This is a genomic window from Paenibacillus sp. TAF43_2, from assembly GCF_052113545.1.
Lineage (GTDB): Bacteria > Bacillota > Bacilli > Paenibacillales > Paenibacillaceae > Pristimantibacillus.
In genome coordinates this window covers 1-23,982 of the sequence record NZ_JBFRDK010000032.1, presented here as the reverse complement: position 1 = coordinate 23,982, position 23,982 = coordinate 1, and the positions used below count along the sequence as shown (strand labels likewise).

The window sequence follows — 23,982 nt, the reverse complement described above, 5'->3', positions numbered from 1 at the left end:
GCGCAAGCCGACCGCTCCTCTTGTTTTTAACTATTTAATAGCTGAGATCGGAATGAATTTAAGCTTTTTAAGCGAACCATTTTGGAATTTTGTGCTTTGTACGTATTTAATAAATTCCTTTGTAGCGCCAGTTGGCTCGCCTTTTGTCATATAGTAGCCATAGCCCCATACATTGTATTTCCCGTTAATAACGTTAGCTTCAGTTGGTTCGATGTTGTTGATTTTTACAGCAGTCATTTTGTCTGTTACATAAGCAAGGTCCATGTAACCAATAGCGTTTGGAGTTGTTTCAATTGCGGACTTCATGTCGCCGCTTGTTTTTACTTCTTTGTAGTTGTCGCCTTTGCTCATGAAATCTGTTCCATCAAGCGCTTTGTCTTGGAAGTTAACACGAGTACCGGAACCGAAAGTACGGTTTACAACGATGATATCAGCATCCTTGCCGCCAACTTCTTTCCAGTTTTTGATTTTACCGGAGAAGATGCCTTGCAAGTCTTTAGTCGTTAGGCTTGTTGCAGTTACGTTTTTGTTAACAACAGCTGCGAAAGGAATGATAGCTACTTTATGAGCAACTTGGCCTTCGAATTTCTTGAAGCCTGGAACGTCTTTGGATGCATCCCAGTCAACTGCTCCGATGTCTGCGATGCCTTTGCGTACAGCTTGCGGTCCAGTAATCGATCCAGCTGCGGAAGCTGAGATTTTTACTTTTGGATTCAATTTTTTAAACTCGCTTGATGCTTGAAGTGTCAACGGCAGAAGAGCAGAGGAGCCGTTGATGACAATTTTGCCGCTAAGCTTGCTAGCTGCGGTAGCCGTAGGTGTTGATGCAGGAACGGAGCTGAAGCCGATAACAGCGATAAGCGCTGCGATTGTTAATTGTTTAAACCATTTCATTAGGAATGACCTCCATTAATTAGTTTGTGATGTTTTTCCATTTGCCTTGAACGGATACTGCCAATTGACCATCAATAAGTGCTGCAAAATCGGAGCTGTCCGATACGACTAATTCTGTTGCGCTGTCCGATACGGTTTGCACAAGTTTGTTCGTACCTGTAGTACTGTCAATCTCGTAGATTGCGTTAGTGCTGTTTCCGTCAGCTGTGAGCAGATAGAGCTTACTTCCGCCTTGAACTAATTGGTAAACGTCTTTGTCAGCGAAGAGAGGCGTGCTTGCTTTGCCTGTATTGTCCACCGTTACGAGCTGACCAACGCTTGCTTCGTCTGAACTTACGCTAACATAGCTTACTTTGGAGCCGTCTGCTGCCAGCTTAAGGAAAACTTTATCCGTTGCTTCTTTTGTAAGCTGTACAGGCTTATTATCGCCAACTGTAGAATTATAGAAGTAGATTTGCGGCTCAGTGCCTGTTGCATCAATAGCAACATCATCAAGCTCAACGTCTTTGCTGCTGTCAGCTGTTACTTTTGGCTGCTTGAAGACGTAGAAAGCGAATTTAGTGCCGTCTGCAGATACTTCAAGGTTTGCCTTGTAATCTACTTTATCTTCCAATACTTTGGATACTTTGCCGTCAGCTATAGCAAGCTTGGCGATGACAGAGCTTTTGTCTCCTTGTAAGAAGAAGATGGAAGATCCGTCTTTTGACCATTGAAGCTCATTTTTGATCGAGTTGTCCGTACTTACTTGTTTCGCTTGTTTTGTGCTCAGATCGATGGTGAATACCGCACCGTTTGCATCGGAGTAAGCTACACTTTTGCCATCAGGAGACAAAATAAGATCGGAAGTGTCAGAGGATGCTAGAAGCAGCTCATATTTTCCAGTAACAGCATCAACTAAGAAATCTTCGCGGCCTTCGCCAGCCGTGTTCGATACGATAAGCTGTTTGGAATTAACCCAGATTGCATGCTCAGCGCTATCAAGCAATTGAACCGTATGTATGTTGTTGTCTTCATAAGTGCCGCCAAGTGCTTCAACGAATGCAGCAGGCTCGATGAAAGTGGAGTAAGCCACTTCAATAGCTGGATGCTGAAGTGYAGTTGCAACACAGTTTATGTTAATTGTTTTTGCAGCGATTTTTAGCTTCAGCGTTTTGTCGCCAAACTTTACAACTACCGTATGATCGCTGTTGATGTGAAGAGTCGCGCCGATCGCATTTGTCATGTCCCGAACAGAAGCGAGTGTAACGCCGCCGTCTACGACGGTACGAACGGTTACTGGATTAGCATTTACTAGAAAGCTTGCTGTGCTAATTTGTGCAGCTTGCTTTACTGAAGCGGTTTGTGCGAATACCGGAGTAACTGCTGAAGCGCTAATTGCTGCTGCGATCATCGAGATTGCCATTGCTTTTTTCATTTGCATGGAATTGGGTCACCTTTCTCAAATGGGTATTTTTTTTTATTAATACAATCCAAGGCATACTCGGTCAGTATATACGGTTGGCTTGATCCCTCCCAGGCAGCGCTAGATCAATACATTTTGTAGCGAATCGTTTATTTCTACCTGATCATAACAATGAATTATCATCCCAATATTTAGAAATTGTATCGAATTTGTAAAGATAGACAGATTACCACCTAAATCCAATTCTCCTTCTTTTAAGTAGGAAATAGTAGAAATTTACCCCACTATAAGAAGAAAGTGCACCATGGTCTTTTTTGAACGAGGTTTATAATGGGGGTATGCTCGCAAATCTATTCACTTATAGGAGGACCAATCAATGAACATTTCAATCGGAGGCTATTCATTCAACAACACGTATTTGGAAGGGAAAATGGATATTTTCGGATATTTGGAAACGGTAAAATTCCGGTATCGGATGGATGTGGTCGATTTGTGGAATGGCTTTTTTATAGATCGCAGCAGCAAGCCTATTATGAAGCTGGCCGATGAAAGCTATATTCGCAAAATACGCGAGGCGCTCGATGAAAAAGAAATGCGGGTCGTTAATTTTGCGATCGACGGTGCTCATTTGTGGGACCCAGACAAGGAAATGAGACAGCATTTGTATGACAATGCTCTCCTTCATTTGAAAGCTTCCGTTATTTTAGGCGCGGAAACCGTCCGTATTGATACGGGAGGCAGCTACGAGGACTGGGAAGCAATGAGCGACGAGCAATTTGAATATACGGTAAAAAGATACCAGGAATTTTCCCAATATGCGGCTGACCATGGCTTTCTAATTGGACCAGAGAACCATATGGGTGCGTCACTAAATCCAAATGAGATGAAACGTCTCGCAGAGGCAGTTGATCATCCAGCCTTTGGTTTTCTTGTTCATTTAGGCCGGTGGAAGGAGAATCAAGCAGAAGGAGACCGCATCGTTGCGCCTTGGGCGTACCATACCCATTTTGACGAAGAAACTGCTGACGGTACGCATGCTTTGGAGACGATTCATATGCTGCAAGAATCAGGGTACAAGGGATATTGGGGAGTAGAATATAATGCGCCAAAAAATCAATACGTAGAAACGGAGCTGCTTATAACGAAGGTGAAGAAGCTTCTGATCGAGGCAGATCAACAATCAGGCAGAGGGGCTCAGCACTATGAATAAAATACGAATTGGCATTATAGGCGTAGGACAAATTGGAAAAATGCATATCGAAAAGTATAAAAATATCGCTAGTGCTGAGCTTGTTGCTGTATGCGACTTAAATGAAGCGGAAGCTAAACGAGTTGCTGAGCATTATGATATACCTCATGCCTACTCTGATTTTAGAGAGCTGCTGAAGCGCGATGATTTGGACGCGGTCGACGTGTGCCTGCACAACAATTTCCATGCGCCGGTAACGATTGCAGCGCTGCAGGCGGGCTTGCATGTCTATTGTGAGAAGCCGATTGCAGGAACCTATTCCGATGGCAAGGCTATGGTCGATGCTGCGAAGTTATGTGGAAAACAATTGCATGTGCAGCTCTACACGTTATATGGTAAAGATACGAAAGCTGCCAAAACATTAATTGATGGCGGCATGCTGGGCAAGCTGTACCATGCCCGCTCGTCAGGCTTTCGCCGAAGGAATCGACCGTTTGTTGACGGTTATGGCACGCCTTATTTTACGCGCAAGGAAACAGCGGCAGGCGGCGCTCTGCTCGACATGGGCGTCTATCACATTGCACAGCTGCTCTATTTATTAGGCAACCCGCAGGTTGAAAGAATTTCAGGGAAAGTTTATCAAGAGACGGATATGCTGCAAGAGAGAAGGGAACAAAGCGGCTTTGATGTAGAGGAGCTGGCTACAGGCTTGATTCGGTTCAGCGGTGGTTTGACGCTTGATATCGTTGAAGCGTGGGCTGTTCATCTTGGCGGCTTCGAGGGCAGCAGTATCGCTGGTTCCAAGGGTGGCGTACGCTTGCCGAACGAGCAGACAGGACCGGGGGCTCAGTCCTTCAGCTTCCATAACACGGTTTGTGATATGGATATGGACAGTACGCTGGACCTTGATATGATGGACCTGCGCAGGAATCGCTTATATGAGAATGAGGATGCCTACAGCTCATCTCAGCATCACTGGATCGCAGCTCTGCAAGGCAGAGTGCCGCTACTGCCAACAGCGGAAATCGCGCTGAATACGATGCTCATTAGCGAAGGCATTTATATGTCAGAGGAGCTTGGACGTGAGGTTAGCGCGGACGAAGTTATTGTACGCGCACGTACTTCTGCTGTACAGCTTTAAAGAATTGCTAAGCTAAAGAGCAAGACGAGGGACTTGGATATGAATCAGAATCAGAATCGTACATTTCATTTAATTAAAGCGTTTAACTTTTTTGTATATGGCGCGATTGCTGTGTACAGTACGTTTTTTGTCGTTTATTTACAATCTATTGGAATGTCCACGCTTGAGATTGGTGCGTTAATGGCCGGCGGCCCGATTGTTTCCATCATCGCGAACCCGCTATGGGGTTATTTGAGCGATCGATTCCGCAATGTCAGGCTAATTCTGATCGTGATGCTTATTGGCAGCATGCTTGTCATGCAGCTCGTCTTTTTATATCAATCGTATACGATCATTTACGCCTGTATGCTGTTCTTTTTCTTTTTTCAAATGCCTTTATTTTCACAGAGCAACAGTCTCATTCTGAACAGCATTGAAGGAACGAACCATAAATTCGGCGCTTTTCGCTTGTTCGGCTCGCTCGGCTGGGCGTTTATCGCTTTGGTGGCTGGACCTGTGATTGGGCAAATTGGCATTGAGCGTCTCTGGATTATTTATTCGGTCATGATGCTTATCTCGCTTGCTTTTGCGTTTACGCTGCCAAAAGGCGAGGCGAAGGGTGCAGCCCCTGCCGGCAAAGTGAATTACCGTTCGATGTTCGTGAACCGTTCCTTCTTGTTGTTCTTAATCATAGGTTTAGTGATCTCCATTCCTAACTCTATGAATACGACATTTATCCCGCTGTATATTAAGGAATTGGGCGGAGAGGCTTCCTTAATCGGTTGGTCTGCCTTCTGGTCATCCATATTTGAAATTCCAGTCTTCTTGCTGCTTGATCGGTATTTGAAAAAAAATACAAAAACGATGGTATTATGCCTCGTTGTCATCAGTATCCTATTCGCCTTGCGCTGGTTCCTGATGTCAAACGCAGACACTGCTCAGCAAATTATTTATATCCAAGTGCTGCACTGCTTAACATTTGGCGGCTACTATTATATTGGCACGCAGCTGGCCGTACAGCTTGTGCCTGCTGAATTCAGAGCATCGGGACAAGCGCTTTATGCCCTTACTTGGGGAGGCTTGTCAGGTATTGCGGCGGGTTTTCTTGGAGGCTGGGTGTTTGAGCAAATGGGTCCGCAGGCGATGTATCAATTATGCAGCGTCATGGCTGCGCTCGGGATTGTTGGCTTCTTCTTGCTGTTTGCGCGGCTGCGCAGAGAAGTGGGCACGAGCAGCAAAATAAGCTCTCATGCTGGATAACTGCAACCTTTCTTGTCTTATGGTCGTTCGAATAAGAGAATGGACATCATGTTATAGGAGAGGTGAACGACCATGAGAAAACGACGGAGTTTAGCCTTAACAGCAGTCGCGGTCATGCTTTCTACATCTATTGCAGCACAAGCCTTCGCGGCGGCTCCATTTGGCGATATCGCAAACATTGGCAGCAAAGCAAAGATTGAAGCTTTGCAGCTGCAAGGAATTATTAAAGGAGTGAGCGATACGGCATTCCATCCAGAGGATCATTTGACGGCAGCACAAGGCATTTCTTTGATCGTGAGAACGACGCAAATTAGCCTAGCCGCCATTGATTTTTCTAGTGCGCCTACCGCTGATGGTTTCTATACAAAGGTGAAAAACGATGCGTGGTACGYGGAGGATTTCATCATTGCACACTACAACGGTTTGGACATCCCGGCTGATATTGATCCGCAAGCGCCACTTACGAAAGAGCAGTTCACGCATTATCTTGTTCAAGCCTTAGAGCTTACCGGTCAATATCCGATGATCAAAATGTTTATTAATATCCAGGACGAAAAGGATATTACGACGGCTTATCAAGGAACTATTCAGCGTTCACTGCTATACAAGATTGCGTCTCTAGATGAGAAGGGCAACTTTGATCCAGCGCATGTTTTAACCCGTGCTGAAGCGGCAGGAATGCTGTATGATACACAAGGCTTTATTGAGGCGCATAAGGAAAAGGCGGAACCCGAGCAGGGAGCAGCTGAATAAAAAATGAAATAGGGAAAGGCAGTTAATTAGGGGTTATTTCAGCCTCATTAACTGCCTTTTTATTTTAAAATTATTTTTCCTAGCAACGCGATAATTCCAAGCGGAGTAATAAGATATAAAAGGGTAATCTTTATTTATATCACATTTTATTTTGAAAAATCAATAAAAAATGTAAAAAAGCCTTGAAATTAATTCAAGGCTGTAGTATCTTCTGTATAGGAAACTTTTGGGAGGTGAACGGTAATGGAAAAGATGGCAATGCAAATGATGRTGAACATGTGCATGGATGAAATGATGTGCAAGATGAAATCCATGAAGATGATGATGGACATGATGATGGAAATGAAAATGATGGACAACATGGATATGAACATGATGATGATGAAGATGCAGGAATGTGACGAAATGTCCACGATGATGATGCAAATGATGCGTGACATGGAGCAAGTATCGATGTAATCATCTATGAATCTGACCATTCATAGAGGTTAGTATAATCGGCAGAGCTGTTCGCGGCATGCCGTCGTATATCGTTTTTTCCTACATAGCTAAGCAGAGCAGCCAACTGCATGCAGGCTTTTTTTTATTTCTAGACCTTCACCATTGCGCCTCGAACCTTCGCCTTATAACGCATAGTGGGCTTTCAGCTTGCTGGCGATCATCACCCGTTGAAGCTTAAACTCCCAAACCTTTTCTCTTAGCTGAATCTGCTGCTCCGAATTATGCGCATTCCGAAGCTGCTCGTAAATATCAAGCATTTTACGATTGATTTGATCGAAGCGAAGCCATAGATCGACACGAATGCCATGCTCGATTTCAAGGCGGATATGATTATCTTTGGCGTGCAGGTTTTGAAGGATTTGTTGCTGCCACTCTGCATCTCCGATCATTACAGCAAAGTTATAAAGATCCAAATAATCATCAACCCATGTTGCTGCAATTTGTTTCTCGGAATAAGTCATGCTGGTCAGCTCCAATCTCCGTTTTGTTTATATACCTAGTATTATACTAGGAATTAAGGGGATTGCAAGCAATTTGTAATTATTGTGTTTTTGTCCCATTCGGTTAGGAACTGGTTTTATGTTTGAATGCTGCAAAAACAGCGAAGCCATTATTTTTATATACGCAGTCGGAATGAACAAAACCTGCCTCACTCAGCCATCTAAGCTGATCCTCTACAGTGGCATTAATGTCGACGCTTCGGCGCTGGATGGCCGCTTCGATTGCGCCTGTGGTTAAACCGCTTTGCCGGATGGCTGTTGTCCATTGCGACATATAATATTGATCCCAATAAGCGGTTGTACCCGCTGCTTGATCAGCATTAACGAAGCTGCCGCCTTCTTTTAAAAGCTGATGAACGGTATGAAATAAGCCGCGTTTTGCTGGATGCGATAAGTGATGGATGGACAAGGAGGAGATGATGGCATCGTATTTTTCTGTGTAAGGGTAGCTTGAATAATCAGCAGCTATATAGCTGACTGATGGGTCAGCTCCGAAGCGAGATTGCGCCTCCTTTAGCATTTCTTCGCTTAAATCGATAAGAGTAAGATTGGCATTTGGGTATTTGTTGCGAATCATAGATGAGGAAAGCCCTGTTCCGGCACCTAAATCGAGTATGCACGGGGCATCGCTATCACAGTGAACCAAGTTGGTTGCTATGCTGTAAAAATCATCAAAGCAGGGGATCAGTTGGCGGCGCTGACGATCATATTCAGGCGCGACAGCATCAAACTGTTTTTTTACATTTTCATTCACAATAATGCCTCCTCGAATAGTGGGCTGAGTGCTGATTTTTCATTTTCACTTGAGTTAATCAGTATATTATAGATTATTGTTTCATAATGGAAATATATAATATGAATATACTTTATAGTTTTAAACTATGAATGAATCGATTTCAATCCGTTAAAAAATGGGTATTGCGCATCCGAGTTTTTGATGGTACGATTGGTAAAATTTTAAGATCACTGATAAACACATATGGCAAGTTAATAGCTTTTACATTCGATGACGAGAAAGAGTACGTTATGGGCCTGATCGAACAGAGAGTTGGGGCAGCTGAAAACCAACGTTCGGGTAGTAGCGGAAAGCCATCTCCGAGAAGCAGGCTGAACGAGAGTAAGCTCTGCCGCATTTCCAGCGTTAACGGGAACATGTATTGCTAGATACATGAGCAGAGTGTCGCGCTTTTGGCGTGAAACTAGGGTGGTAACACGGGTAGAGACTCGTCCCTTTATAGGGATGGGTCTCTTTTTTTGTTTTTTATCCATATTTTAGGAGGAAAAGTAATGGAGACATGGTCGATGAGCAAAATGATTTCACCAATGGTGCAGCAAATTCCGCCTTCGGGCATTCGTAAATTTTTTAGCCTGGCTGAAGGCAATAAGGATATTATTTCGCTTGGCGTTGGAGAGCCTGACTTTGTTACGCCTGAGCATGTAAGAGCGGCTTGCGTCCGTGCGCTTGAGCAGGGCAAAACCTCCTACACTTCAAATGCAGGGCTTATTGAGCTTAGAGAAGAAATCGCCAACTATTTATACAATGGGTTCCAAGTGAAATACGAACCATCGAATGAAGTGCTTGTTACCGTTGGAGGCAGTGAAGCCATTGATCTTGCACTGCGGGCGTTAATATCGCCAGAGGATGAAATTATTGTTCCTGTTCCTAGCTATATTGCCTACGCGCCGATCGCGCAGTTAAATGGCGGCAAGGTCATTGAGGTTGAAACGTTCGCTGAGGATCATTTCAAGCTAACGGCAGAAGCCTTGAAAGCCGTCATTACTCCGCACTCGAAGGTGCTTATTTTAAATTATCCGAACAACCCGACAGGGGCTGTCATGACCTATGAAGAGTGGCTTCCTGTTGCTAAGGTCGTGGAAGAAAATAATCTAATCGTTATATCCGATGAAATTTATGCGGAGCTGACCTACGATGCGAAACATGTAAGCTTCGCTTCACTGCCAGGCATGCGGGACAGAACGCTGCTTATAAGCGGCTTCTCCAAAGCTTTTGCAATGACAGGGTGGAGAATCGGTTATGCTTGCGGTCATCCGGAGCTGATCGCAGCGATGCTCAAAATTCATCAGTATACCGTCATGTGCGCACCAATTATTGGGCAGGTTGCGGCGATAGAATCACTTCGCAATGGATTAGATGAAAAGGATAGGATGATTGAGGCTTATGCGCAGCGCAGACGGATGTTTGTTAAGGGCCTAAGGGAAATTGGCCTGCCCTGCCATGAGCCGCTGGGCGCGTTTTATGCTTTCCCTTCTATTGCGCATACGGGACTTACTTCCGATGCATTTGCGCAAAAGCTATTGTTTGATGCCAGTGTTGCTACAGTGCCTGGGCATGTGTTCGGCCTTGGAGGAGAGGGCTTCATTCGCTGCTCCTACGCATCCTCTGTATCAAGGCTTAACGAAGCGCTTGAGCGTATGGATCGCTGCTTGAGGACACCCGGTATGTCCGGGAAATAAAGAAGGGAGCCAGCATAGGCTCCCTCACGGCTCGGACGAGTGGATCAATCGCTTGGAAAATAAATACTGATCGAGGTGCCTTCATCAATCGCAGAGCGCACCTCGATTCGTCCTTGATGTGCTTCTACGATCATTTTGGCGATGCTCATGCCAAGGCCAGTGCCGCTGCTTGATTCTTCCGTATTCGTTCCGCGGTAATATCTTTCGAACAGCTTGTTGACAGTGGCCTCGTCCATGCCTCTCCCGTTGTCGGAGACGCGAATGTAGGCATCATCATTCAGCATGCCGCAGGTTACCGTAACGGTTATGCCTGTAGGATTATGTTTCACGGCGTTCGAAAGCAGATTATCCATTAGCCGCTGCATCCACTTTGGATTGCCATATAGGCTGACAGGCAGCTCGTCTCCCTCATAAAGGAAGTCTACCTCGGCAAGCGTAGCATCGTTCACATATTTGAGTACTGAGCGTCTAACCAGCTCGCCAAGCTCAAATTCATGTCGATCCATATGGACGGTTCCATGCTTTATTTGATAAATATGCGAAAAGTCATTCATAAGCTCCAGCATATAGCTGCTTTTTTCACGAATCATTTTGCCCATGTCCTGAAGCTCTTCATCACTCCACTGCGCAGGGGAGCTTTCCAATATATAGCCGTAGCCTTGAATGGTAGAGAGCGGCGTGCGCAAATCATGCGAAATGCCAGTCATCCATTCCTCTCTCGTTTTCTCAAGCTGGCGCCGATCCTTCTCCGTTTGCGCCAGCCGCTCGGCCATTTGGTAGAAAGCCGCAATCACTTCCCGGTAAAGGCGGTAGCGAATACGCAGCTTGCCGCTGCGGCGGAATACTTTTTTGCGATCCTTTGGCGTAAGCACCTCGTCGTACCGTCCATTGCCCATCCGCTCGAACCAGCCGGCGAATAGGATGAGCGGCTGACCATAGCGATAGCCATGCCAAATGGAGATAGCAAGGGAGAGCAAGAGCAGCGAGCCGCCTATCCAAATGAAGATACGTATGGCTTCCGATAGGATGGGCTGCTTCGTATACGTTATTTGTTCATTTGGCGTGTGCAAAATCCAAGTCATATCACTATTTTCAGGCTGATACACAAAGATGTTCGTATCATAATCACCAGGCTTTTGCTGCATAGTCAGCACTTCCAGCGGTTCATATACATCGATAGCTGAAGTCTGATCTCCAATCGTTTGAACACTTTTGCCTTCTTGGTCGACGATTAGCAAATAGCTGTTCGTTTTCCTTAGCTCAGTGAGCAGGTCATTCTTATATGCCTCATTTACTAGACCATTCTGCTGGTATGCCATATACCATGCAGTCAGCTTCTCTTGCTGCGGATTTTTGTAACCAAGAAGAAAGAGCAGCGGAGTAGAGTACGTCAGATCGAGCTCGTTATCGACGGTATAAATGCCGGATTTTTCGGATTGCTGGATGGCTAAAAGCTGCGTAATCGAATAAGAAGTCGGCTGCTCTTTCGGCGAATGGACGGAATAAATAACCTGCCCTTTGGAGTCCACGACTTGCAGCCACATATCACGCTCTTCAATGAGCTCCTTCCAGTGCTTCGACATCTTAATCTCTTTTTTCGAATAGTCGGTTTCCGCGACAATGGRACTAAGCGCGCCGGCGGGAAAGTTCCGTTTGAGATCCTCGTTCGTAATTTTATTAATAAGGACAAGAAACAGCACGATCATCGCAACGAATATGAGAATGGAATAGACGACGAGCTGATATGTAAAATGAAAGGCCATTCGGCGTTGAACCTTCATAGGCTTACAGGCTCCTTAACTAATTTGTAGCCGAGGCCACGAACGGTAAGCAGATGCGTCGGCATACTGGGATCATATTCAATCCTCTCGCGAATTCGCCTGATGTGAACCATAACCGTGTTGTCGTCCCCTAATCCGTCAATGCCCCATACCGCTTCATAAAGCTGGCCTTTCGAGAAGACGATGCCGGGGTTTTTGCAGAAATACAGCAGCAGCTGAAAAACCTGTGCAGGGCATGATACCGGCTGATTATCTACTAATAATTCCCCAGCTGCTTCATTTAACTGAAAACGGCCATAACGGTAGGTTTGATGAGGGGTAGAGGCAGCAGATATTGACGAAGCGAATGTTGAATGCGGTGGAAGTGATTCCGCCTCTTCCATGCGGCGCAGCCTTGCTTTAATGCGAGCGGCAATCTCCAATGGATTAAATGGTTTCGTGATATAGTCATCGCCGCCCATCGCAAATCCGGTCAATATATCGAGATCGGATGCTTTGGCGGTTAAAAATAAGATATGCGGATTGCCCAGCTGTCTAATTTTTGAGCAAAGCTCAAATCCGCTGCCGTCGGGCAGCATCACATCCAGCAGCACGATATCGGCTCCGTAACGAGCGATCGTATCGAGAGCTTCTTGGCAGGTTCCTGCCGTATGGATATGCTGAAAGCCTTCCTTTTGGAGCACCAGCTGCAGCATTTTTACAATAGAAGGTTCATCTTCCACTATGACAATTTTGTTCATGTTCATCACCCCGTTTTATGCTAGCACACCAACCTTAACATCTGTTGAACAAAATTGAAAAAAATTAAGCTGCTGTTATGATTCCGTTTGTACGCTGTTCAATTGGAATCCTTATGATTGGGTAAGAGGTGATGGGAATGATAAATCAAAATGAAACGGGACAGCGAATTCGCGTTATTGATGCGATTAGAGGGTTCTGCTTGCTTGGCATCCTGCTGGCGAACATGCTTATTTTTCAATATGGCATTTATGGGAAAGAGGAAATGAAGCTATTTAATCCTTCTCCTACAGATGAAGTAACGCATCAAGTTCTCAAGGTAGCGGTGGAAGGCAGCTTTATGCCTATCTTTATGTTTTTGTTCGGCTACAGCCTCTTTAAGCTGCGCGAAGGACTAGTCGCCAAGGGGCTTAAGCCAGCGAGGTATATGGTACGGCGCTTTTTTATGCTAATAGGGCTTGGGCTTATGCATAGCATGCTCCTTTGGGAGGGCGATATTCTACTTGCATATGGGATCGCCGGTTTTTGCTTATTGTTGTTTATCAAACGGAAGCCAAAGACGCTTATGATATGGGGAGTAATTTTGAGTGTCTTAATGGCTGGCATAAGCTTCGGAATGGAGAAGGATAAACCAGAAGAGAAAGCTCGCATGCAGGAATATGTGGTAGAATCCAAAATGGTGTACGGGGAAGGAACCTATCAAGAAATTATGAACTTCCGCCAAGATGAGGATCCATTAGAAATACCTGCGGCAGTCATGGCGGTGCTGGTAGTTATGATGCCATTTATGCTGTTGCCAATGTTTTTGTTTGGAATTGCAGCTGCGAATAAGCAATGGTTCCATAATCCGAAGCGAGAGAGACGCAGATATGCGTGGATCGGCGGTATTTTGCTGCCGCTGGGTCTATTATCGAAAGGCGTGGCAGTGCTTCAACCAGAGTGGGCTTGGAGCGGCGTGTTATTGAGTTTGGGCGGACAATTGCTGGCCTTTGGGTATATTTTTGGTCTTGCGTTCGTCATGTCGTTTTTATCTAAACGATCCTATATCATTATGGCATTTGAATCGGTAGGACGCATGTCTATGACCAACTATTTAATGCAGACAGTGATTTGTACCACTATATTTTATGGATATGCGTTGGGATGGTTTGGAGAAATCGGTGTGCTTAACGGGGTACTGCTTGGCATAGCCATTTATGCCGTTCAAGCCGTTGTGTCCAGCTTCATCCTGTTCTGGTTCAAAAATGGTCCATTTGAGCGACTGCTTCGCATTGCAACATATTGGTCGTTTAGCGGAAAAGCTCGGGTTTCGAAAAAAGCAGCAGATGCACAGGCTGCTAACGCTGGTTTGTAAGCAATTCGAGGAGCAGACGATGTTTACGTTCTAGATTTACGATTCGGTTATTTATACAAAAAATCCCCCTCGACCGGTGCGAATGAAGCCTCGGCGAGGGGGATTTTCTTTTAACAGGTGATTAGTTCACTTTAGTAAAGCGGCCTTCAATTTTTGCCGAGATAGTACCTGCTGTGGATTTCGCATTAATGTATGTGATCGTAGCGTCAAGATCTACAGGACCAGCTTCACGGTTTGTTCCTTTCAAAAGCACCGTGTAGCCGTCGCCGCCTGTTGCCATAAAATCGTTCACGACAATCGTATAGGCTGCTGCGTCATCTAGAACAGTGCCATCTGCTTTCTTGATTTCAACAATCTTTTGGCCGTCTGGCTTGCTATCGTCATACTTATATGTGAAACCGGAAATTTGGCCAATCTTCGGGCTTGTTCCTGCCCATTGCTGATTCATCAGTTCTTTCATTTGCGCGCCAGTCAGCGTCATCTTAATGAGCACATTGCCGAAAGGCTGTACGGAGAACATGTTTCCGTAAGTGACATTTCCTTGTGGAAGATCATTACGGATTCCGCCCGAATTCATGAATGCAAAGTCCGCTTTCATTACTTCGCGCATGCCATCGGCAATTAGGTTTCCTAGCGCTGATTCGCCGGAAGCGTTAGTTGTACGTGTAATGGCAGCATCCGTTTTAGTAACCGGTGCGTTCATAACTGGAGCGTTCAGCTCTTGGTACGATTTGATCATTTGTGCAATTTCTGCATCCGGGGTAACGCCTTCGCGTTTCACTTCGACGACTTCGCCTTTAGCGGAAATAACGTTATGCGTTGCACGATCGATAACTAGATCCACATCAGAGAATGCCGTACCATAAGAAAAGGCTTCAATGACAAGCTTGCCGTCGATCATTTTGTTCAGGCCGCCATGGTTGTGGCCTGCGAAGATGACGTCTACATCATCATCAACGTTGTTAGCCAGATCGACAACTTCGCCAGTTGGAGCGTCGGCTTTGCCATCGAATGGATCATGCGCCAAAATAACGATGGTGTGCACGCCTTTCGCTTGCAGCTCTTTCACTGCTTTGTTAACCGCTGGAGCTTGCTCGATAAAGTTAAGACCTTTAATGCTTTCAGCTTTTACGACAGAAGGCGTAATATTTGTTACGACCCCGATAAAACCGACTTTAACTCCGCCAACCTCAAGTACTTTGTAGGCGTCAAGCAGCGGTTTGCCGTTTGCATCCACTACGTTTGCAGCGACATACGGGAAGTTTGCACCTGCGAAATCCTTGCCCGTTTTCGGGTTTTTGCCTCCGTTGATTAAGCGGAGTGCTTCAGCAGCGCCAGCGTCAAACTCATGGTTGCCGAGTGTGCCGATATCGAAGCCGAGGCGGTTCAAGAAATCGATCGTCGGCTCATCCTGCAGCATCGCGGATACCGGTGCGCTGGCACCAACCGCATCGCCAGCATGCACAAGCAGCGTGTTCGGATTCGAAGCTTCGCGTTGTTTCAAATATGTGGCCAAATAATCAGCGCCTCCGAGTGTCGACACGACTTTGCCCGCTGCATCCTTTACATCTTTTTTGTAATCCAATTGTCCGTGGAAATCGTTAATGCCCAGCAATTGTACCGAAATATCGCTGATCAGCGTATGAACGACTTTCGCCGCTTCTGCACGAGTCGATGACGCTTTAGGGACAAACTTGCCTTCGCCGCGTCCGTTCATAACCCCGCGGTCAACGACGATATTCACGCCAGCTTTTGCCCAAGCACTAATTTGAGCATCGTCGGCCATTTTTTTGCTATCTGCTACGATCGTCTCTTTGCCTGCTTTGAGTTTCAATGCGTTGCTTGCCATTACCGCCATTTGCTCACGCGTAATTTTGTCGTTCGGAGCAAATTTGCCTTTGGAAACTCCGTTAACCAAACCGTTCTCGCTTGCCGCTGCAACGGATTCCGCATACCATGCAGTCGCTGGAACATCGATGAACGAGCTTTTGCTCTTCGCAGTCAATTTCAAAGCTTTCACGAGCAGTGTCGCGAATTCCGCGCGGGTAACGTTCGTGTTTGGCTCGAAAGTAGTATCGGTTTTGCCTGTAACGATTTGTTTTACAACCAGCTCATTAATGGCAGGGGAAGCCCAGTGAGAAGCTGGTACATCAGTAAATAGCTTGTTCAGGTCGAGGGAGAAGATGCCGAAGCCCTTTTCATCGACTTTATCCAAGTAACGGATGTTGTTCGTCGTTTTTGCATACTCCGCCGCTTTTGGAGAAGAAGTGAATGTAACCTTTACATCGCCCATAACTGGAGCAATCGACCAGTTGTTATCGATCAATGGATTAATTTGCTTATTCGTGCTAATGTAATCCATTAAGATTTGGCGATTTTCGTCCGGTGCGTCAATAATATATTTGCTTCCTTTAACGCCTGGGAAGTTGCCGCCGCCGCCAGCACGGTAATTGTTAGTAATAACGATGAAATCTTGATTTGGATCTACCGGCTTGCCTTTGTAGTTTAACTTAATGATCCGGCTGGAAGCTGCATCATTAATCGTACCATCAACTTTATATTTAGCTGGTTTGGTAACGTCTACCTGGTAAGTTACGCCATCGATCACGTCAAAGTTATACACTTGGAAGGAAGGATTGAGCAGTTCTTGCTCTTCCGATTTGCTTGGATCGATTTGATTGAATTTGCCAGCAGACATTTCCAGCCATTCTTTCACAACAGAACCCTTAACCATAATCGCTTTAAGCGTGTTGTCGTAGAGATAGAGATCGCCTGCACTCTTAATCGCGAGCGGGCCGGCCTTAATTTCTGTGAATTCCTCAACGCCATTGCGTCCCGCCTTGAATGGAGCGCCTACGGACAAGATTGGCGTGTCCTTGTATTCGGGCAGGTTTTTCTTAATATAGTTTTCAACATACCATTTCTGTGCGTTCGTTACGATCTGAACAGAAGGGTCGTCTTGTACGAGCGCAAAATAACTGTGAATCGGCGCCGTTGTTGTTCCAATCGGATTGTTTGCGTATTTAATCGTTGCTTCGTGATCACCGTTCACGGCGTCGATGATCGCTTGATCGATTTCAACAAGCGGTTTTTTCGCTGCGCTATCGTAAATCGCTTTCGTAGAAGACTGGGAGCCAGCAACTTTCCATTTGCCGTCCTGTTTCTCTAGCGACAAATCGATAATTCCTAGATTGCTTCCGCCGTATCCAGCTTGCACGGCAGGCACTCCATTAATCGTGCCCTTCGCATTGTCAACGCTTGCATATACTTTGCCAGAAGCATCCTTAAATAAAGCGTCGAGCGATTTCTCGTCAACTGCAGGGAATACTTTATGAGTATGAGAGAATGTAATTGCATCAATACCAGACACCTTGCTTAGAAGCAGTACAGCATCCTCAGCGTTAGTATTTGCTTGAGAGTTGCCATTAAAGCCCGTGTGCGCCATAGCAATAATAATGTCTGCGCCTTCCGCTCTCATTTTAGGTACAAATTTCTCAGCAGTTGCGGCAATATCCTTCGTAATGACTTTGCCTTCAAGCCAAGTTTTATCCCACTGTGTAATTTGCGGAGGTACAAAGCCGATAACACCGATTTTCAGCGTCTGCTCCTGACCGGATTCATCAACAACTTTTTTCGTAATAATTTTGTAGGGCTCAAAGCGGTTCACATCGTTATCCGGATTCGAGTCCTTATCATCGATATATACGTTTGCGCTCACATAAGGGAAATTGGCGCCTTTAAGAGCGTTGTCCAAATAGTCTAATCCATAGTTGAACTCATGGTTGCCTAGGGTAGCAACGTCGTAGTCAAGTTGATTCATGGCCTTATAGACGGGATGAATCTCTTTGTCTTTAATTGGAGCTACGACTGCCTTGTAAGTGCCAAGCGGCGTGCCTTGAATAAGGTCACCGTTGTCAACAAGGAATGTGTTCTTTGATTCTGCTCTAGCCGCTTTAATCAGATTTGAAGTTCTAGCAAATCCGACCGTATTGGAAACGGCATCCTTGTAATAATCGTACGGCACAAGATTGGTGTGAATGTCTGTTGTTTCCATAATTCTGAGTTTCACGCTGGACCCGGCATCCGCTGCTGCTGCGAACATGCCGTTAAACGGCATCGACAGCACGAATAAAGTCAATGATGAGACAGCGAGCTTTCGTAAACCCTTTTTCCCCTTAAGCTGACCTTCTTGCATTCTACCAATCTTCCTCTCATGTCATAAATGTTAACATAAACATATTAGAGCAGAAGCTACTAAATTCCAATACTATATTTTCGAAATTTAATAGAACCAAGCTAATAATAATGTATATTTTGAAAAAAGAACAAGAACAAAAAATGGAAGGATTTATAACGAAAAGCGTTCCACTTAGCAGCTTGTTTATGTTATTTTTATAGGAACAAAACCATTTCATAGAGAAGAAGGAGTGAAACGTATGACAACGCAAACAAAAGACTGGATTTTGCACTCCGTCATTTTTAACTTAAAGCATGAACAGGGCTCTGCGGAGGAGCAGCAGTTTTTGGAGGATGGCGAGCGGATTCTTACTTCGATTCCGTCTGTTAAGAACTTTCAAGTGTATAAGCAAGTAAGCGGGAAAAATGACTACCGCCATGGCTTCGCAATGGAATTTGCAAATCAGGCTGATTACGATGCTTATAACGAGCATCCGCTGCATGTGCAGTTTGTAAATGAACGTTGGGTGACAGAAGTAGAAAAATTTCTTGAAATCGATTACGCGAAGTAGGACATTCCATTGAAGATTTAGCTGATACGACATATAATGAGCGGTATAGAATACACATTTTCGAACAAATACGAACATAATGGGAAGAGGGACTAAGGGATGAAAAAGCTTAGAGTGCTTCAGCAGTTGACGGATGCCGGCGTCGTGGCGGTATTGCGTGCGGACTCGCCTGAGGAAGTTGTGGAAATGTCACGCCGTGCAATTAAGGGCGGTATCAAAGCGATTGAAATTACGATGACAGTGCCATTTGCGCTGCGTGCCATCGAGCAATTATCCAAAGAGTATTCAAGCTCCGTATCGCCTGATGCTGACAACTTTGCTATTATCGGCGTCGGCACAGTACTAGATCCAGAAACGGCACGCGCTGCTATATTGGCAGGGGCGGAATATGTCGTTTCTCCAGCGCTTAATCCGGATACGATCAAGCTTTGCAATCGCTATGCGGTTCCTATTTTGCCAGGTACAATGACCATTCATGAAATTCAAACGGCATTGGAGCTGGGCGTTGATATCGTGAAGCTGTTCCCAGGAAATCTATATTCACCAAGTGTCATTCCTTCTATTAAAGGGCCGTTGCCGCAGGCTAACGTTATGCCAACCGGCGGCGTATCGCTCGACAACCTAAAGGACTGGATCAAAGCGGGTGCGGTAGCGGTCGGTATCGGATCCGATCTAACGAAGGACGCTGTAAAAACGGGCGACTTCTCGCTCATTGAGAAGAAAGCCGCAGCTTATATCGCAGCATACCGCGAAGCAAAAGGACTTTAATCAAATACCTGACGGAGGCTGCCTCTGTCAGGTTCTTTTTTTTGAAATAGAAGAAAGGAAATCATTTTCTCATACTTATGTTTAGAGGGGGAAATCCAGCCAATGCTGAAACGTGAGCAAATTCGAATTCGTGATCCTTACATACTCGTAAATGAGCAAGAGCAATGTTATTACCTATACGGTACAACGGATGAGAATGTATGGTCAGCTCCAGGGACGGGGTTCGATACGTACAAAAGCACTGATCTTGAGAATTGGGACGGGCCTTATCCAGCCTTCAGGCCGGAGCCGGATTTTTGGTCGGATCATCATTTTTGGGCGCCTGAAGTGTATGTTTTCGATGACAGCTACTATATGTTTGCTTCATTTAAGTCAGAGGATAAGAGGCGCGCAACACAGGTTTTAATAGCGGACAGCCCTCTTGGGCCTTTTGTCCCGCTTACAGATAAGCCCGTAACTCCATCGGAGTGGGAATGTCTTGACGGTACGCTGCATATCGAAGCGGATGGAACGCCATGGATGGTATTTTGCCAAGAGTGGGTGCAGGTGAATGATGGCAAAATGTGCGCCATTCCATTGACCGCAGATTTAAAGGAAGCGGCTGGAGAGCCGATCACGCTTTTCTCCGCATCGGAAGCAGCTTGGGCAACTCCTTTTGGCGATGATCATAACAACTATATAACAGACGGCCCATATCTATATCGTAATCAAGCAGGCGAACTGCTCATGCTTTGGTCAAGCGGTTCGAAAAATGGCTACGCTATTGGGATCGCACGTTCAGCCAGCGGAACGATTGAAGGGCCATGGACGCAGGATGCGGAGACGCTTTTCCCGCAGGATGGCGGACACGGGATGTTATTCCGCTCATTGGAAGGAGAGCTTATGCTTGCCATGCACTCACCCAATAATGAGCCGGATGAAAGAGCTGTATTTATTGAAATTGAAGAGAAGAACGGTACGCTGCAGCGAAAAGAATAACGAAGAAAAATAGGCAGCTCATGACAAGCCAGAGGCGATGTTTGCTTTAATCACAGGCGTTGCTAGGTCGAAAGGCTTAGACTTCTTTCCTATAGAAGTATATGATCAATACATATGGAATTTTAGTGTAACGGTCATATTCATAATCATGATGGGATGGGTAGTATGAGATCTACTATTATTGAGGACATGCTAACGATAGTCTCAGCAAACATTTATAATTCGGCTACACAAGTAATGAGCACCGCCTATACGATGATACYGGCAAACACGTTTTGCATCGCTATAAATGATAGAATGACAACAACAGTCTTGAGGTCGTACAATCGCGACTACATGATTTTGGATGAAGGCTTAGTCGTTGACAACGAAGAGTCCTATTGTCATTTGGTCATTGAAAAGTCAGAAGGGCCATTAATTATTAATAATAATTTGACACATCCGCTCACGCGGGATATGGATGCAACGAAGCTGGTCGGCGGTTGTTCTTTCATGGGAGTTCAGATCGTCAAAAAAAGTGGAGAAGTATACGGCTCCCTTTGCGCCTTTGACCATAACTTCTATGCTTACGACGAGAAGGAAGTAGCATTCATGTCATCGTTAGCTGCTTTTTTTGCCAATGTTCTAGAATTGGAAGACGCAGCCATGGCACTGCAGGAAGCTCATCATAAGATTTGTGATTTGGCTGAGGAGAAATCCAACCTGCTTGCCGTGATGAGTCATGAGATCCGCACTCCTCTAAATGGTATCATCGGAATGATCGATCTGCTCCAGTCCACTGAGCTGACCGAGGAGCAGCGTCAATATATTAAAATTACACAGTCCAGCGGAGATTCATTGCTCGCTGTGCTAAATGATATTTTATCGTATGCCAAAATCGATTCCGATCAATCAGAGCTCGTTCATCTCCCGCTTGACCTGCGCTCATGCGTCAAACAAGTTCAAGAGCTGCTCGGTCCGGATGCTGCCAAAAAAGGCATTAAGCTTCATGCGGAAGTCTGTCCTACTATACCGGATATGGTTAGGACCGATGCTACGAAAATTCAGCAAATCATGATTAATCTAATCAGCAATGCAATCAAATTCACAAATACTGGCGATGTAACCCTTTCTGTGGAGCAGCATTCTTCAGATTCAAGCTATCCTTTAATGCTTGTAAAGGTTAGAGATACTGGAATCGGTATTTGTGCGGAGAAGCTGGACATGCTTTTTAAACCATTCTCTCAATTGCATACACCTGAGCGCAGCTTTGAATACAGCGGTACAGGGCTCGGGCTATCTATCTGTAAGAAACTTGCTGAGCAAATGGCAGGCCGGATATGGCTGATGGAATCCAATGAGCGCGGCTCATGCTTTGTATTAGAACTCCCTCTTATGACTGAAGAAGCGTATGTTTAGCGTGAGCAGTATGCTCAGCAAAAGCGCAGTCCTTATAACCAATTTGGGAGCTTTGCTTGATTCTGATCAGGAATAGCGTTATAACAGAAACAGGGTCAAAAAAGAGAAAACACAATTGATTAAAGGAGTCGTTCAATTAATGGATTATCGTATTGAGAAGGACACAATGGGCGAGATTCAGGTTCCTGCGGATAAGCTATGGGGCGCACAAACGCAACGCAGCTTGCAAAACTTCAAAATTAGCGGTGAGCGCATGCCGATCGAAGTGGTGTATGCGATGGCTTATATTAAAAAAGCAGCCGCGCAAGCCAACGAGAAGCTTGGCGTTTTGGATGCAGCAAAATCAGCGATTATTGGTGAAGCGGTAGACGAAATCGTTTCAGGCAGATGGGATGAGCATTTTCCATTAGTCGTATGGCAAACAGGCAGCGGCACGCAAACGAACATGAACGTGAATGAGGTTATTGCTAACCGTGCGAATAACTTGCTTGCAGAACGCGGAAGCGAAGTGCGCATCCACCCGAATGATGATGTTAACCGCTCACAAAGCTCGAATGATACATTCCCTGCAGCGATGCATATTGCTGGCGTAATTGCGCTCGAGGATCGCTTGCTTCCATCTCTTGATCTACTGAATGGCACGCTTCGCGCGAAAGCGGAGAAGTTTAACGATATTGTGAAAATCGGGCGTACTCATCTTCAAGATGCTACACCAATTACGCTGGGCCAAGAAATAAGCGGCTGGTATTCCATGCTGGACAGAACGCGCGCTATGCTAGTTCAAAGCGTAGAAACGATGCGCGATCTAGCGCTTGGCGGTACGGCAGTTGGTACGGGCCTTAACGCTCACCCTGACTTTGCAGTTGCAGTGGCGCAAGAAGTAACGGCGCTTACGGGCAAAACATTTGTAACGGCAGAGAACAAATTCCACTCGCTTACAAGCCACGACCAAATCGTATACACGCATGGTGCCGTAAAAGCGCTGGCGGCTGATTTGATGAAAATCGCAAACGATGTAAGATGGCTGGCAAGCGGTCCTCGCTGCGGCATCGGTGAAATTTCGATTCCAGAGAACGAGCCGGGCAGCTCGATTATGCCAGGTAAAGTTAATCCAACGCAAAGCGAAGCTTTGACGATGGCAGTATGCCAAGTGATTGGCAATGATACGGCTATTTCGATGGCAGCAAGCCAAGGAAACTTCGAGCTAAACGTATTCAAACCAGTTATCATCTATAACTTCCTGCAATCAGTAGCCCTTCTTGCTGATGGCATGGTTTCATTCAACGACAACTGCGCGGTTGGCATCGAGCCAAACGAAGCGGTTATCAAACGTAATCTGGATCAGTCGCTGATGCTGGTCACAGCGCTTAATCCGCATATCGGCTACGAGAATGCGGCTGCCATTGCCAAAAACGCACACAAAAAAGGACTAACATTGAAGGAGTCGGCTATCGCGAGCGGCTTGCTAACTTCAGAGCAATTCGATGAATTTGTTCGTCCCGAGAACATGATCGGAAAGCGTTAATAAACAGCGAAATAAGAAAGGATCAGCTCTTGTCTCATGGGACAAGGTGCTGATTCTTTTTGCTGTACAGAGGTTCATGTTATGATATGGGCTTTTTATGGTATGATACGAGGGGCTGCAATCGCAGCAATACTATTCCAAAAAAGTAGGTTTGTCTCATGCATTTATTGTCTGTAGAACATATAACGAAGAGCTATGGCGAGAAGCTATTGTTCGAAAATGTAACATTTGGCGTAGAGGATGGCGACAAAGTCGGCATCATTGGTGTGAACGGCACGGGGAAATCCACCTTTCTTAAGGTGATTGCGGGCCTAGAACAAGCTGACTCAGGCACAGTGTCGATCGGCAACCGGGTAACGGTTAGAATGCTGGCGCAGGACCCGGTATTTGCTCCGAACGAAACGACTCTGGAGCATGTGCTTGGCGGAGATTCTCCACAGCTAAGAGCTGTGCAGGCTTATGCTGCTGCAATGGAAGCGATTGAGCTTAATCCAAGCGATGTAGCGCTGCAAGACAAGCTGATTAAGGCAAACCAGCTTATGGATGAATTTGATGCATGGCAGCTGGAGAGCGATGCGAAGATGGCGCTGTCGAAGCT

At 45.6% G+C, this 23,982-nt stretch carries 20 protein-coding genes and 1 other annotated feature; of the genes, 13 read left to right on the top strand and 7 right to left on the bottom strand.

What is annotated here, in order from left to right:
- Positions 1-30 precede the first annotated feature (30 nt).
- Both AB4Z17_RS09685 and AB4Z17_RS09680 read right to left on the bottom strand, forming a co-directional pair.
- Positions 31-894 (bottom strand): phosphate ABC transporter substrate-binding protein, encoded by an 864-nt coding sequence (locus AB4Z17_RS09685; protein ID WP_441908040.1) that lies wholly within the window; start codon positions 892-894, stop codon positions 31-33.
- Between the two features lie 19 nt (positions 895-913).
- Entirely contained in the window at positions 914-2,314 is a 1,401-nt protein-coding gene (locus tag AB4Z17_RS09680) for a stalk domain-containing protein (RefSeq protein WP_441959516.1), read from the bottom strand.
- Positions 2,315-2,672: 358 nt separating this feature from the next.
- Here AB4Z17_RS09680 and AB4Z17_RS09675 point away from each other — a divergent pair, with 358 nt between their 5' ends.
- From AB4Z17_RS09675 to AB4Z17_RS09655, 5 genes are all read left to right on the top strand, one after another.
- On the top strand, positions 2,673-3,506 hold the full coding sequence (locus AB4Z17_RS09675) for a sugar phosphate isomerase/epimerase family protein (RefSeq protein ID WP_441908038.1): 834 nt from the start codon (positions 2,673-2,675) through the stop codon (positions 3,504-3,506).
- Positions 3,499-4,626: a Gfo/Idh/MocA family protein gene (locus AB4Z17_RS09670; RefSeq protein ID WP_441959514.1), complete on the top strand. Its 1,128-nt coding sequence runs from the start codon at positions 3,499-3,501 to the stop codon at positions 4,624-4,626. The genes AB4Z17_RS09675 and AB4Z17_RS09670 overlap by 8 nt, the downstream gene beginning before the upstream one ends.
- Before the next feature lie 39 nt (positions 4,627-4,665).
- The gene (locus tag AB4Z17_RS09665) at positions 4,666-5,865 is read left to right on the top strand and encodes an MFS transporter (protein WP_441878590.1); all 1,200 of its coding nucleotides are present in this window, start codon (positions 4,666-4,668) and stop codon (positions 5,863-5,865) included.
- A 72-nt stretch (positions 5,866-5,937) separates the two neighbouring features.
- Positions 5,938-6,618: an S-layer homology domain-containing protein gene (locus AB4Z17_RS09660; RefSeq protein WP_441959512.1), complete on the top strand. Its 681-nt coding sequence runs from the start codon at positions 5,938-5,940 to the stop codon at positions 6,616-6,618.
- A gap of 243 nt (positions 6,619-6,861) precedes the next feature.
- Positions 6,862-7,077 carry a hypothetical protein gene (locus tag AB4Z17_RS09655; protein WP_441959510.1) on the top strand — a complete coding sequence of 72 codons (216 nt, stop codon included), beginning with the start codon at positions 6,862-6,864 and terminating at the stop codon, positions 7,075-7,077.
- Between the two features lie 164 nt (positions 7,078-7,241).
- Here AB4Z17_RS09655 and AB4Z17_RS09650 read toward each other — a convergent pair whose 3' ends face one another.
- Together AB4Z17_RS09650 and AB4Z17_RS09645 are read right to left on the bottom strand one after the other, a co-directional pair.
- Positions 7,242-7,580: a hypothetical protein gene (locus AB4Z17_RS09650; RefSeq protein ID WP_441908034.1), complete on the bottom strand. Its 339-nt coding sequence runs from the start codon at positions 7,578-7,580 to the stop codon at positions 7,242-7,244.
- 103 nt (positions 7,581-7,683) lie between these two features.
- On the bottom strand, positions 7,684-8,373 hold the full coding sequence (locus tag AB4Z17_RS09645; protein ID WP_441959508.1) for a class I SAM-dependent methyltransferase: 690 nt from the start codon (positions 8,371-8,373) through the stop codon (positions 7,684-7,686).
- A gap of 243 nt (positions 8,374-8,616) precedes the next feature.
- Positions 8,617-8,854 (top strand) — a binding site (T-box leader).
- Positions 8,855-8,906: 52 nt separating this feature from the next.
- On the opposite strand from AB4Z17_RS09645, the gene AB4Z17_RS09640 reads away from it, so the two are divergent.
- Complete coding sequence (locus tag AB4Z17_RS09640; protein ID WP_441959506.1) at positions 8,907-10,094, top strand: aminotransferase class I/II-fold pyridoxal phosphate-dependent enzyme; 1,188 nt, start codon at positions 8,907-8,909, stop codon at positions 10,092-10,094.
- A 44-nt stretch (positions 10,095-10,138) separates the two neighbouring features.
- Here AB4Z17_RS09640 and AB4Z17_RS09635 read toward each other — a convergent pair whose 3' ends face one another.
- Both AB4Z17_RS09635 and AB4Z17_RS09630 read right to left on the bottom strand, forming a co-directional pair.
- Positions 10,139-11,875, bottom strand: a complete 1,737-nt coding sequence (locus AB4Z17_RS09635) for a sensor histidine kinase (protein ID WP_441959504.1) — start codon at positions 11,873-11,875, stop codon at positions 10,139-10,141.
- Entirely contained in the window at positions 11,872-12,621 is a 750-nt protein-coding gene (locus tag AB4Z17_RS09630) for a response regulator transcription factor (RefSeq protein WP_441959502.1), read from the bottom strand. The genes AB4Z17_RS09635 and AB4Z17_RS09630 overlap by 4 nt, the downstream gene beginning before the upstream one ends.
- Positions 12,622-12,752: 131 nt before the next feature.
- Here AB4Z17_RS09630 and AB4Z17_RS09625 point away from each other — a divergent pair, with 131 nt between their 5' ends.
- Positions 12,753-13,967, top strand: a complete 1,215-nt coding sequence (locus AB4Z17_RS09625) for a DUF418 domain-containing protein (protein ID WP_441959501.1) — start codon at positions 12,753-12,755, stop codon at positions 13,965-13,967.
- A gap of 121 nt (positions 13,968-14,088) precedes the next feature.
- On the opposite strand, the gene AB4Z17_RS09620 is transcribed toward AB4Z17_RS09625, so the two are convergent.
- Positions 14,089-18,162, bottom strand: coding sequence for a bifunctional 2',3'-cyclic-nucleotide 2'-phosphodiesterase/3'-nucleotidase (locus tag AB4Z17_RS09620; RefSeq protein ID WP_441959499.1), 4,074 nt, complete (start codon positions 18,160-18,162; stop codon positions 14,089-14,091).
- A 241-nt stretch (positions 18,163-18,403) separates the two neighbouring features.
- On the opposite strand from AB4Z17_RS09620, the gene AB4Z17_RS09615 reads away from it, so the two are divergent.
- From AB4Z17_RS09615 to AB4Z17_RS09590, 6 genes are all read left to right on the top strand, one after another.
- Entirely contained in the window at positions 18,404-18,715 is a 312-nt protein-coding gene (locus AB4Z17_RS09615; RefSeq protein ID WP_076268814.1) for a Dabb family protein, read from the top strand.
- A gap of 99 nt (positions 18,716-18,814) precedes the next feature.
- Positions 18,815-19,483 (top strand): bifunctional 2-keto-4-hydroxyglutarate aldolase/2-keto-3-deoxy-6-phosphogluconate aldolase, encoded by a 669-nt coding sequence (locus tag AB4Z17_RS09610; protein WP_076268815.1) that lies wholly within the window; start codon positions 18,815-18,817, stop codon positions 19,481-19,483.
- A 102-nt stretch (positions 19,484-19,585) separates the two neighbouring features.
- Complete coding sequence (locus AB4Z17_RS09605) at positions 19,586-20,461, top strand: glycoside hydrolase family 43 protein (protein ID WP_441959498.1); 876 nt, start codon at positions 19,586-19,588, stop codon at positions 20,459-20,461.
- A gap of 297 nt (positions 20,462-20,758) precedes the next feature.
- Positions 20,759-21,859: an ATP-binding protein gene (locus tag AB4Z17_RS09600; RefSeq protein WP_441959496.1), complete on the top strand. Its 1,101-nt coding sequence runs from the start codon at positions 20,759-20,761 to the stop codon at positions 21,857-21,859.
- Between the two features lie 139 nt (positions 21,860-21,998).
- Entirely contained in the window at positions 21,999-23,384 is a 1,386-nt protein-coding gene (gene fumC, locus AB4Z17_RS09595) for a class II fumarate hydratase (RefSeq protein WP_441959494.1), read from the top strand.
- Between the two features lie 158 nt (positions 23,385-23,542).
- A partial coding sequence (locus tag AB4Z17_RS09590) for an ATP-binding cassette domain-containing protein (protein ID WP_441959492.1) occupies positions 23,543-23,982 on the top strand: 440 nt, incomplete at its 3' end.